The sequence below is a fragment of the Pseudomonas sp. RC4D1 genome (assembly GCF_018390395.1).
Taxonomy (GTDB): Bacteria; Pseudomonadota; Gammaproteobacteria; order Pseudomonadales; family Pseudomonadaceae; genus Aquipseudomonas; species Aquipseudomonas danubii.
The window spans coordinates 1,375,162-1,387,383 of the sequence record NZ_JAHBAW010000003.1; the positions used below are offsets into that span (position 1 = coordinate 1,375,162).

At 64.0% G+C, this 12,222-nt stretch carries 9 protein-coding genes; 4 read left to right on the forward strand and 5 right to left on the reverse strand.

All coding sequences use genetic code 11. The features are described from left to right. Positions 1-7 precede the first annotated feature (7 nt). The 4 genes from KHO49_RS30925 (at position 8) to KHO49_RS30940 (ending at position 7,787) form a co-directional block, all read left to right on the forward strand. Positions 8-3,115 carry an efflux RND transporter permease subunit gene (locus tag KHO49_RS30925; RefSeq protein WP_102863428.1) on the forward strand — a complete coding sequence of 1,036 codons (3,108 nt, stop codon included), beginning with the start codon at positions 8-10 and terminating at the stop codon, positions 3,113-3,115. Then, positions 3,112-4,605 (forward strand): efflux transporter outer membrane subunit, encoded by a 1,494-nt coding sequence (locus tag KHO49_RS30930; protein WP_102879181.1) that lies wholly within the window; start codon positions 3,112-3,114, stop codon positions 4,603-4,605. Before KHO49_RS30925 ends, KHO49_RS30930 begins: the two co-directional genes overlap by 4 nt. A gap of 221 nt (positions 4,606-4,826) precedes the next feature. Next, entirely contained in the window at positions 4,827-6,902 is a 2,076-nt protein-coding gene (locus tag KHO49_RS30935) for a putative bifunctional diguanylate cyclase/phosphodiesterase (RefSeq protein WP_213666488.1), read from the forward strand. Between the two features lie 138 nt (positions 6,903-7,040). Next, positions 7,041-7,787: an SDR family oxidoreductase gene (locus tag KHO49_RS30940; RefSeq protein ID WP_102879187.1), complete on the forward strand. Its 747-nt coding sequence runs from the start codon at positions 7,041-7,043 to the stop codon at positions 7,785-7,787. Positions 7,788-7,902: 115 nt separating this feature from the next. Here KHO49_RS30940 and KHO49_RS30945 read toward each other — a convergent pair whose 3' ends face one another. From KHO49_RS30945 to KHO49_RS30965, 5 genes are all read right to left on the reverse strand, one after another. After that, on the reverse strand, positions 7,903-8,457 hold the full coding sequence (locus tag KHO49_RS30945) for a hypothetical protein (protein WP_110596847.1): 555 nt from the start codon (positions 8,455-8,457) through the stop codon (positions 7,903-7,905). 43 nt (positions 8,458-8,500) lie between these two features. Then, positions 8,501-9,292, reverse strand: coding sequence for a PoNe immunity protein domain-containing protein (locus KHO49_RS30950; RefSeq protein WP_213666489.1), 792 nt, complete (start codon positions 9,290-9,292; stop codon positions 8,501-8,503). A 14-nt stretch (positions 9,293-9,306) separates the two neighbouring features. Beyond that, on the reverse strand, positions 9,307-10,092 hold the full coding sequence (locus KHO49_RS30955; protein WP_110653287.1) for a PoNe immunity protein domain-containing protein: 786 nt from the start codon (positions 10,090-10,092) through the stop codon (positions 9,307-9,309). A 116-nt stretch (positions 10,093-10,208) separates the two neighbouring features. Further along, positions 10,209-11,009 (reverse strand): PoNe immunity protein domain-containing protein, encoded by an 801-nt coding sequence (locus KHO49_RS30960; protein WP_170004404.1) that lies wholly within the window; start codon positions 11,007-11,009, stop codon positions 10,209-10,211. 14 nt (positions 11,010-11,023) lie between these two features. Next, positions 11,024-12,079: a hypothetical protein gene (locus KHO49_RS30965; protein WP_110653286.1), complete on the reverse strand. Its 1,056-nt coding sequence runs from the start codon at positions 12,077-12,079 to the stop codon at positions 11,024-11,026. Between the last annotated feature and the right edge of the window lie 143 nt (positions 12,080-12,222).

The following is a 12,222-nucleotide window of genomic DNA, read 5'->3' on the forward strand; positions in this document are numbered from 1 at the left end:
TTCAGCCATGAACCTGTCCGGACCTTTCATCAAACGTCCGGTGGCAACCATGCTGCTGTCGTTGGCGATCATGCTGCTGGGCGGGGTCAGCTTCGGCCTGCTGCCGGTGTCGCCGCTGCCGCAGATGGATTTCCCGGTGATCGTGGTCCAGGCCAGCCTGCCCGGGGCCAGCCCCGAGGTCATGGCGTCCACCGTGGCCACGCCGCTTGAGCGCTCGTTCGGCGCGATTGCCGGGGTCAACACCATGAGCAGCCGCTCCAGCCAGGGCTCGACCCGGGTGATCCTGCAGTTCGACCTGGACCGCGACATCAACGGCGCAGCCCGGGAAGTGCAGGCGGCCATCAACGCCTCGCGCAACCTGCTGCCCAGCGGCATGCGCAGCATGCCCACCTACAAGAAGGTCAACCCGTCCCAGGCGCCGATCATGGTGCTGTCGCTGACCTCCGATGTGCTGGAGAAGGGCCAGCTCTACGACCTGGCCTCGACCATCCTGTCCCAGAGCCTGTCCCAGGTGCAGGGCGTGGGCGAAGTGCAGATCGGCGGCAGCTCCTTGCCGGCGGTGCGCATCGAGCTGGAGCCGCAGTTGCTCAACCAGTACGGCGTGGCCCTGGACGACGTGCGCAACGCCATTGCCAACGCCAACCAGCGTCGGCCCAAGGGTTCGGTGGAGGATGACCAGCGGCTGTGGCAGATCCAGGCCAACGATCAGCTGGAAAAGGCCCGCGACTACGAGCCGCTGATCATCCACTACAAGGACGGTGCGGCCCTGCGTCTGAAAGACGTGGCCAAGGTCAGCGACGGCGTGGAAGACCGCTATAACAGCGGTTTCTTCAACGACGATGCGGCGGTGCTGCTGGTGATCAACCGTCAGGCCGGGGCCAACATCATCGAGACGGTGAACGAGATCAAGGCCCAGTTGCCGGCGTTGCAGGCGGTGCTGCCGGCCAGCGTCAAGCTCAACCTGGCCATGGACCGCTCGCCGGTGATCAAGGCCACCCTGCACGAGGCGGAGATGACCCTGTTGATCGCCGTGGCCCTGGTGATCCTGGTGGTGTTCCTGTTCCTTGGCAATTTCCGCGCGTCGGTGATCCCGACCCTGGCGGTGCCGGTGTCCCTGGTGGGCACGTTCGCCATCATGTACCTGTACGGGTTCTCCCTGAACAACCTGTCGCTGATGGCGCTGATCCTCGCCACCGGGCTGGTGGTGGACGACGCCATCGTGGTCCTGGAGAACATTTCCCGGCACATCGACGAAGGTATTGCGCCGATGAAGGCGGCGTACCTGGGGGCCAAGGAGGTGGGCTTCACCCTGCTGTCGATGAACGTGTCGCTGGTGGCGGTGTTCCTGTCGATCCTGTTCATGGGCGGGATCATCGAGAGCCTGTTTCGTGAGTTCTCCATCACCCTGGCAGCGGCCATCGTGGTGTCCCTGGTGGTGTCCCTGACCCTGACCCCGATGCTCTGCGCCCGTTGGCTCAAGCCCCACACCCCGGGCCAGGAAAACGCCTTGCAACGCTGGAGCCGGCGCAGCAACGAGTGGATGGTGGGCAAGTACGCCACCAGCCTGGACTGGGTGCTGCGGCACAAGCGCCTGACCCTGCTCAGCCTACTGGTCACCATTGGCGTCAACGTGGCCCTGTACGTGGTGGTGCCCAAGACCTTCATGCCGCAGCAGGACACCGGCCAGTTGATCGGCTTCGTGCGCGGCGACGACGGCCTGTCCTTCAGCGTGATGCAGCCGAAGATGGAGATCTTCCGCCGCGCGGTGCTCAAGGACGCCGCGGTGGAAAGCGTGGCCGGCTTTATCGGCGGCAGCAACGGCACCAACAACGCCTTCATGCTGGTGCGCCTCAAGCCGATCAAGGAGCGCGACATCTCGGCGCAGAAGGTCATCGAGCGTTTACGCAAGGAAATGCCCAAGGTGCCCGGCGCGCAACTGATGCTGATGGCCGACCAGGACCTGCAGTTCGGCGGCGGCCGCGAGCAGACCACCTCGCAGTATTCCTACATCCTGCAAAGCGGCGATCTGGGCGAGCTGCGCCAGTGGTACCCGAAAGTGGTGACCGCGCTGCGCGCCTTGCCTGAGCTGACCGCCATCGACGCCCGCGAAGGCCACGGCGCCCAGCAAGTGACTCTGATCGTCGACCGTGACCAGGCCAAGCGCCTGGGGGTGGACATGGACATGGTCACCGCCGTGCTCAACAACGCCTACAGCCAGCGGCAGATCTCCACCATCTACGACAGCCTCAACCAGTATCAGGTGGTGATGGAGGTCAACCCGAAATACGCCCGGGACCCGATTACCCTGAATCAGGTGCAGGTGATCACCAGCGAGGGCGCGCGGATTCCCTTGTCGACCATCGCCCACTATGAAAACAGCCTGGAAGACGACCGGGTCAGCCACGAAGGGCAGTTCGCCTCGGAAAGCATTTCCTTCGACATGGCCGAAGGCGTGACGGTGGAGCAGGGCACCGCGGCTATCGAGCGGGCGATTGCCAAGCTGGGCATGCCCGAGGACGTGATCGTCAAGATGGCCGGCACCGCCGACGCCTTCGCCGCCACCCAGAAGAGCCAGCCGTTCATGATTCTCGGGGCATTGCTGGCAGTGTATCTGGTGCTTGGGGTGCTCTATGAAAGCTACATTCACCCGCTGACCATCCTCTCCACACTGCCGTCGGCCGGGGTCGGCGCCTTGCTCTCGATCTACGTGCTGGGCGGCGAGTTCAGCCTGATCTCGCTGCTGGGGCTGTTCCTGCTGATCGGGGTGGTGAAGAAGAACGCGATCCTGATGATCGACCTGGCGCTGCAACTGGAGCGCCACCAGGGCCTGGACCCGCTGCAATCGATCCGCAGTGCCTGCCTGCAACGCCTGCGGCCGATCCTGATGACCACCCTGGCGGCGATCCTGGGTGCCTTGCCGTTGTTGCTGGGCAACGCCGAAGGCTCGGAAATGCGCCAGCCCCTGGGCCTGACCATCATTGGCGGCCTGGTCTTCAGCCAGATCCTGACCCTTTACACCACCCCGGTGGTCTACCTCTACCTCGATCGCCTGCGCCACAAGTTCAACCACTGGCGTGGGGTCCGTACCGATGCTGCTCTGGAAACGCCGCTATGACCGACCAATCGTCCCGTCCTGTTTCTCCGCTGTCCGCCCAGCGCCTGGCCATGGCCCGGGGTTCGCGGGCCTTGAGCCTGGGCCTGTGCGTGGCGCTGCTCAGTGCCTGCGCCATCGGTCCCGACTATCAGCGGCCCCAGGTGGCCGAACCGGTGCAGTACAAGGAGGCCCAGGGCTGGCGTCAGGCCAACCCCAGCGATGCCCTGGCCCGTGGCGCCTGGTGGGAGCTGTACGGCGACACGCAGCTCAATGGCCTGATCGAGAAGCTCAACAACTCCAACCAGAGCGTCGCTCAATCGGAAGCGCAATACCGTCAGGCCCAGGCCCTGGTGCGCAGCTCCCGGGGGGCGTTCTTTCCCAGTGTCGACTTGAGCGCCGGCAAGACCCGCGCTAGCCAGGGCACCGGCAGCAGCAACTCGGGGCTGAGCAGTTCCAGCAGCGGCATTCGTGACACCTACAACACCCAATTGGGGGTGAGCTGGGAGGCGGACATCTGGGGCAAGCTGCGCCGTGGCCTGGAAGCCAATCAAGCCAGTGCCGAGGCGAGCTTCGCCGATCTGGCGGCCATGCGCCTGAGCCAGCAGTCGGAGCTGGTGCAGAACTACCTGCAACTGCGGGTGATCGATGAGCAGAAGCGCTTGTTGGAAGCCACGGTAGCGGCTTACCAGCGCTCCCTGACCATGACCCAGAACCAGTATCAGGCCGGGGTGTCCGGCAAGGATGCGGTGGCCCAGGCCCAGACCCAGCTCAAAAGCACCCAGGCCGACCTGATCGACCTGATCTGGCAGCGGGCGCAGTTCGAGAACGCCATCGCAGTGTTGATCGGCGTGCCGCCGGCGCAGTTCAACCTGGCAGAAACCTCGCAGATTCCGGCGCTGCCCCAGGTGCCCCTGGCGCTGCCCTCGCAGTTGCTGGAGCGGCGTCCGGACATCGCCTCGGCGGAGCGTTCGGTGATCGCGGCCAACGCCAATATCGGCGTGGCCAAGGCCGCCTATTACCCGGACCTGACCCTGAGCCTGGCCGGAGGCTACAGCAGCAGTACCTACGCCGACTGGATCAGCGTGCCGAACCGGTTCTGGTCGGTGGGGCCGAAACTGGCCATGACCCTGTTCGATGGTGGCCAGCGCTCGGCGGAAGTGGATCGCACTGAAGCCGCCTACGACCAGACCGTGGCCAAGTACCGACAGACTGTGCTCGACGGTTTCCGCGAGGTGGAGAACTACATGATCCAGCTCAAGGTTCTGGAAGACGAAGCCCAGGTGCGCCAGCAGGCCCTGGATTCGGCGCGTGAGGCCCTGCGCCTGACCGAGAACCAGTACAAGGCCGGATTGATCGCCTACCTGGACGTGGTCACCAGCCAGGCCACTGCCCTGAGCAACGAACGCAGCGTCCTCAGCCTGCTGCAGAGCCGGTTGATTGCCAGCGTGCAATTGATCGCCGCGCTGGGGGGGGGCTGGGATGGTCAGGTGCAGGGCGAAGAGCAGAAATAGGCCGCCGCCAGGGCTTTGCGCAGGGGGAGATGCATGCCCCCTGCGACATGGGCAAAGCCTTTGGCCACAAGGGCTGTAGGGGTATTAAGGGCCCGTGCCAGACGTTCTGTCTGGCTACTGGCTTTTTGCTCACTTTGTAGATGCGTTCTTCTACGCAATCAGTACAATCTGCGCTTTTTCCCGCCGAGCAAACTGTCGGCACAACGACCAAGAGATGCCCCATGCTCATCGGTAGTTACTCCCCCGCACTGGTCGTGATTTCCATTTTCGTGGCGATCCTCGCTTCCTATACCGCCCTTGATCTCACCGGTCGCATTGCCACCACCAAAGGCCGTGCAGCCTATCTATGGATGTGCGGCGGAGCCCTGGCCATGGGCGTTGGTGTGTGGTCGATGCACTTTATCGGCATGCTCGCCTTCGAACTGCCTGTGGCGCTGGGCTATGACATTGCGCTAACCGCCTTGTCCCTGCTGATCTCGATCCTGTCTTGCGGTTTTGCCCTGTGGCTGGTGAGCCAGCCGCGTCTGCCGCTGGGGCAATTGCTGTTCGGTGCCTTGATCATGGGCACCGGCATCAGCGGCATGCACTACACCGGCATGGCGGCCATGCGCATGCAGCCGGGTATCGACTACGACCCGAGCCTGTTCAGCGCCTCGTTGCTGATTGCCTTTGGTGCTTCGCTGGCGGCGCTGTGGATCGCCTTTCGCCTGCGCCAGAACACGCCCCATGTGCGTCTTGCCCGTACCGGCGCGGCGATTGTGATGGGCTTTGCCATTGTCGGTATGCACTACACCGGCATGGCCGCGGCGCGTTTCGCCGATGGCAGCTTCTGCGGTGCGCTGGGCAGTGGCTTGAGCGGCAACGGCCTGGACAATCTGGTGCTGATCACCACCCTGGCGGTGCTGATCATTGCCTTGCTGACCTCGGTGCTGGATGCGCGCCTGGAAGCCCGCACCGCAGTGCTGGCGCAGTCCTTGACCGAGGCCAACAAAGAACTGACCCAGCTGGCCCTGCACGACACCCTGACCGGGTTGCCCAATCGCATCCTGCTGGCGGACCGCATCGATCAGGCCATGCACCGGGTCACCGCCCATGGTGGCTGCTTTGCGCTGATGTTCATCGATCTGGACGGCTTCAAGCCGGTCAATGACGCCTTCGGTCACCACATGGGCGACCAGTTGCTGCGAGAAGTGGCCCAGCGCCTGCGAGAGGACCTGCGCACTGAGGACACCCTGGCGCGGATCGGTGGCGACGAGTTCGTGCTGCTGGTACAGCTCGGCGAGCCGGAAGATGCCCTGCGGCTGGCGGCACGCCAGGTGGGCCTGGTGTCCTGTTCGTTCCGCGTGGCCGACCACGATTTGCAGATCTCCGCCAGCATCGGCATCGCGGTGTATCCCGGCAATGGCCTGACCGCCCAGGAACTGTTGATGAACGCCGACGCGGCCATGTATCACGCCAAGGCCACCGGCAAGAACGGCTACAGCTTTTTCGACGCATCGATGAACACCAATGCCCGGCGTCAACTGCAGTTGCTTCAGGACCTGCGCAATGCCCTGGAGCATCAGCAGTTCCGCCTGTATTACCAACCCAAGTTCGATGCCAGCAATGGTCGTCCGGTGGGGGCCGAGGCCCTGTTGCGCTGGGAACATCCGCAGCACGGCCTGCTGCTGCCGGACAAGTTCATCGAATTGGCGGAGAAGAGCGGGCTGATCATCGCCATCGGCGACTGGGTGCTGCAGGAAGCCTGCCGACAGATGCGCGAGTGGTATGTCCTGGGCTATACCCACTGGCGGATCGCGGTGAACCTCTCGGCCCTGCAGTTCTGTCACGTGGGGCTGGTCAAGAGCGTGCAGGAGGCCTTGCAGCGCTACCAGTTGCCGGCCAATAACCTGACCCTGGAGATCACCGAGACCACGGCGATGAACGACGCCGACGTCAGCATGATCGTCCTGCAGCAGTTGGCGGACATGGGGGTGGACCTGTCCATCGACGACTTCGGCACCGGCTATTCGAGCCTGATGTACCTCAAGCGCCTGCCGGCCAACGAGCTGAAGATCGACCGTGGCTTTGTCCGCGACCTGGAGCACGACAGCGACGACGCCGCCATCGTCTCGGCGATTGTCGCCCTGGGGCAGGCCCTGGGCCTGCGCATCGTCGCCGAGGGGGTGGAAACCGGGGTGCAGCAGACCTTCCTCACCCAACTGGGCTGCGATTCGTTGCAGGGCTATTACCTGGGCCAGCCATTGCCGCCCGAAGGCTTCATGCAGGGCATTCAGCTGGCTGAACACAAGTCCTGAGCGGGGCCCTGAGCGAATCCCTGGCTGCAGTTCCTGCGACCTTTGGATAGGGGCTGATTGATGTCACTGCGGTTTTCATCGCTGCCGGTGCAGTGTTTAATGACGGGCGTTGAAACGATCAGTCAGGGAGTCGGCAGCATGGACAAAGTCATCGTCATCACCGGTGGCGGGCGGGGAATCGGCGCAGCCACGGCGTTGCTGGCTGCTCAGCAGGGTTTCAAGGTGTGCATCAACTATCAGGCCGACGAACAGTCGGCTCAGCAGGTTCTGGAGCAGGTCCGTGCCCTGGGCGCCCAGGCCATTGCGGTGCGGGCCGATGTCAGCATCGAGGACGAGGTCATTGGCCTGTTTCACCGGGTCGACAACGAACTGGGTCGGGTCACGGCCCTGGTCAACAACGCCGGCACCGTGGGGCACAAGTCCCGTCTCGACGAAATGTCCGAATTCCGTATCCAGAAGATCATGAAGACCAATGTCATGGGGCCGATCCTCTGCGCCAAGCACGCGGTGCTGCGCATGTCGCCGCGCCATGGCGGGCAGGGTGGCAGCATCGTCAACGTGTCGTCGGTTGCCGCGCGCCTGGGGGCTCCCGGCGAGTACGTCGACTACGCCGCCTCCAAGGGCGCGCTGGACACTTTCACCATCGGTCTGTCCAAGGAAGTGGCGGGCGAGGGCATCCGCGTCAATGCGGTGCGTCCGGGCTACATCTACACCGATTTTCATGCCCTGAGCGGCGATGCCGACCGGGTCAGCAAACTGGAGTCGGCGATTCCCATGGGGCGTGGCGGACGTCCCGACGAAGTGGCCGAAGCCATTCTCTGGCTGCTGTCGGACAAGGCTTCCTACGCCACCGGCACCTTCGTAGACCTGGGCGGCGGCCGCTGAGCCCCCGCAAGTCTGCGGCCTATCCCGTAGGAGCTGGCGTGCCGGCGAAGGGGCCCTCAAGCCTTGCGCCGACCTCGCAGGCGCCTTCGCTGGCAAGCCAGCTCCTACGGTTTTCTCAGCGGGCGCGGCGGCGGCCGGGGCCGATCAGCAGGGCCAGCAACAGCCCCAGCACGCTGATGCCAAAGCTCATCAACTGTGGCATCAGGTAGCCCTGGGTTTCCCCCGGGCGGGTGCAGCTGTAGCCATATCCATTGCCTTGTTCATGGGCCCAGACGCCCGGTGTGGCGCTCACGTCCACGGGCGCCGAAGGCGCGGGTTCCTCACTGGAGAACCCCAGGTTCGAATGGCTCGCGCTGCGCCTTTCCAGCTGTTCGATGGCCTGCAGCTGAGCGTCGTTGCAGCGGTTATGCGCCCAATTACCGACCACCACCAGGACGGACAGCAGAAGCAGCAGCGGCACCGGGTAGTAACGCCGGGTCCGCAGCAGGGGCGCCACCACCAGCCCGGCCAGGAAACCCGCCAGCAGCAGATTGACCCAGAACCACGGGCCGCCTTCCCAGCTCGGCGGTATCAGCTGCACCAGCAGCGGGGGCAGCACAACGCGGGCGAACAGCAGGCACAGGGCGGCCGCGAGCAGGGTGATCAGCAGGGTCTTGATCCAGGATTTCATGGGCAATGCATAACCTTTAAGGAGGGGCGGTAAACGCGGTCTATCAGTGCTGCGCCAGCTGTTGGGGAATCGGCGGCGGGGTAAAGCGCCTGGCGTAGTCGAGCAGGTCCCGGGGGAAGACCATGTGCTTGACCGCACTGTCGTCCAGGCCATACAGGTAGGCCACTGCCGCGGCTTCAAAGGCCCAGTAGCCGAAGTAGGATTCACCGTCCAGGTGGCTGTCGTGCCATGGGGCCTGTTCGAACGCTTCATACCACTGGTCGCAGTACTCCACCAGCAGCTCCCGGGCCTCGTCCGCTTGATCGGCGTAGATGGCCCTGATCAGCGGCGTATAGACCGGGTGGTACCACTCATCGATGTCTGCGCGGCCCGGCAGGCAGGGCTTGAGCAGGTCCTCGATCAGGGTGTCCTCGGCGTGGAAGCCGGCGCGGTCCTGCAGCGCCACCATGCGCGGCAGCAGGTCGCGGCGTTGCAGCAGGATGCACAGGCTGATGACCTGCACGTATTCCTCGTACTGGTCGAGGTAGTCCTCGATGTTCAGCGGCGCGATATCGGGCACCTCGTTGCACAGGGCCAAGGTGCGCTGATGCTCCTCGTAGCTGGCGATCAGTGCGTCCAGCTCCTGGGCCAGCTCCGGCATGGCCTTGCCGCCGGTGTAGCCCAGGATCAGATGGTCCAGGCGTGCTCGCTTGACCTCCCAGGCCTTGAGCGAGGCTTCCTGCCCGGGGTAGTCCTCTTCCATAGAATGTGTCTGCCAATGGGCTTCGGTACCCGCCAGGAACTCCAGGAGGATGTGGTACTGCTTCGGGTCGAGGAACACTTGCCTGCGTTGCATGTCAGTACCTGGTCTCAGTGGAAGGGCATCGGCGGCGGGGTAAAGCGCCGGGCGTAGTCGAGCATCTCCCGGGGGAAGATCATGTGCTTGACCGCGCTGTCGTCCAGGCCATACAGGTAGGCCACGGCAGCCGCTTCAAAGGCCCAGTAGCCGAAATAGGAACCCTCGTCGCCGTCCAGGTGGCTGTCGTGCCATGGGGCCTGTTCGAACGCCTCGTACCACTGGTTGCAGTACTCCACTAGCAGCTCCCGAGGTTCATCCGGATCTTCGGTGTAGATGGCCCGGATCAGGGGCGTGGAGACGTCGTGGAACCACTGATCAACGTCTTCACGATCCGGCAGGTAGGCCTTGAGCAGGTCCTCGATCAGGGTGTCCTGGCCGCCAAAGCCGGCACGGTCCTGCAGCAGCACCAGACGCGGTAGCAGGTCGCTGCGTTGCAGCAGGATGCACAGGCTGATGACCTGGACATATTCCTCGTACTCGTCGGGGTAGTCTTGGATGTTCAGCGGCGCGACATCCGGCCGTTCTTCATAAACCCCCATCTTGCGCTGGTAGTCCTCGTAGCCTTCGATCACCCCATCCAGCTCCCGGGCCAGTTGCTCCATGGGGGCACCGCCGGTGTAGCCCAGGATCAGGTGGTGCAGGCGCGCGCGGCACACATTGGAGGCCTTGAGGGAGGCTTCCTGCTCGGGGCTGTCGGACATCATCGAATGGGCCTGCCAATGGGCCTCTTCGCCGGCCAGGCTTTCGAGGAGGTCGTGGTACTGCTTGTGGCTGAGAAACACTTGTCTGCGGTTCATGTCGGTGCCTTGGCTCGGTAGACGCGAATCAGGGATAAGGGCGCCCGCGAGTGGGCTGGCCCGCAGGGTTGGATCGAGGATGGAATGGGGCACTCATCGCCGGCAGGAGGCGTGTTTCAGTCCTGCGCCGCCTGCTGGGGAATCGGCGGCGGGGTAAAGCGCCGGGCGTAGTCGAGCAGGTCCCGGGGGAAGACCATGTGCTTGACCGCACTGTCGTCCAGGCCATACAGGTAGGCCACTGCCGCGGCCTCGAAGGCCCAGTAGCCGAAGTAGTAACCACCCTCGTCCATGTCCAGGTGGCTGTCGTACCACGAGGCGTGCTCGAAGGACTGGTACCACTGGTTGCAGTACTCCACCAGCAGGTCCCGAGGTTCGTCCGGGTCTTCGCTGTAGATCGCCCAGATCAGGGGCGAGTAGAGGGTGTGGTACCACTCATCGAGGTCGGCGCGATCCGGCAGGTAGGGTTTGAGCAGATCCTCGATCAGGGTGTCCTCGGCATGGTAGCCGGCACGGTCCTGCAACAGCGCCACCCGGGGCAGCAGGTCGCCGCGTTGCAGCAGGATGCACAGGCTGATGACCTGTACATATTCTTCGTAATCGTGGGGGTAGTCGTCGATGTTCAGCGGCGCGATATTCGGCAGTTCTTCACAAAGCCCCAGCTTGCGCTGGTAGTCCTCGTAGCCCTCGATCAACCCGTCCAGTTCCTGGGCCAACGCCTCCATGGACGCACCGCCGGTGTAGTTCAGGATCAGATGATGCAGGCGCGCGTCCTTGACTTCCGCGGCCTTGAGGGCGGCTTCTTGCTCGGGGCTGTCGGCCGTCATCGAGTGCATCTGCCAGCGGGCTTCGGTGCCCGCCAGGCTTTCCAGGTAGCGGTGGTAATGGGCGTGGCTGAGAAACACTTGTCTGCGGTTCATCTTGGCGCCTTGTCTCAGTAGACGGGAATCAGGGTGAAGGGCGCCTTGCGCTGCGAGGTTTCCAGCAGCAGGGTCGCCAGGTCCACTTCGGCCGGCTCCAGGTCGAGCTGCTCCAGTTCCTCTTCCAGCTGCTGCGCATTGGCGGGAAGGGCCGAGATCGGTTGGCGCAGGTAGGGGCGCGGGTCTTCGCCGTAGTAGACCTTGGCCGGACCGGGAGGAATGCCCTCCAGGCGGGCGAAGCCCTCTTCGTCAAGGTTGCCTTCGGCTTGCGAGCCGTCGCTGAAGATCACTCGGTAGGCGGCGCCGGACACCGGTTCCAGGTTGGGGTAGTGCAGGTTCAGCTCCAGCCAGTGGTCTTCGCCGGTGAGCTGTTCCATACCCTGGTTGACGTCCCGGGTGATGCGCGCGGCATCGCGGGTTTCAGGCTGCGCAGCGCGGTTGATGGTTGGCGTGCCGGCTTCCAGGGAGGACTGTGGCTTGGGCTGCAGGGCCGGGCCGCGGCTGTGGGCGGCGGCCGAGTTGTTGCGCTGTTCGGCGATCCACGGGGCGATGCGCTCTTGCACCGTCACCATGAGGAAGTCGGTGTGTTCGCAGGCTTCGTTGAGGTTGTGCAGCACCAGGCGCTGCTGCTGGGGCGTGAGGCCGTTGAAGGTGGTGGAGGCGCTCACGCCGCGGATGATCTCGGGCAGCTCTTCGGCCAGGCGCACGGGGTCCAGGCACTTTTCCAGCAGTTGTTCGGGGCTGGTTTTCAGGCGGCAGGCCAAGAGGGTGTGGCGGATCAGGTCGAAGAGCTTTTCGGCGTGGCGCTGGGGCGCGCGATTGATCAGGCGCAGGAGGATCTTCAGGCCTTGCCCGGGGCCGGGAATCCAGCCGATCAGGGCCAGGGCCAGGTCGAAGAAGGCGTCTTCCTCGTCCTTGGGGTTGTTGATGGCGTCCAGTTCGAAGATCGCCTGGATGCAGTCGTAGGCGTTGAGTTCCTGGGTCAGCAGTGGCAGGCGGCCGCGTTCGATGGCCTTGATCAGTTCGGCCTTGGCCTCTGGGTAATCGTCGTAATACAGGTCTTCGACCATGACGTGTTCCTTTCCCTGGAAAATTGGAGCGCGGATGCTGAATGAATTGAGGGGGTGGGGCAAGGTGCTTTGGCGGTTTTTTTATGTTGGGAGGTGTTCATTGTTGTGGTGAGGGGGACGTTTGGTTTTGTGTGGGGGGGGGG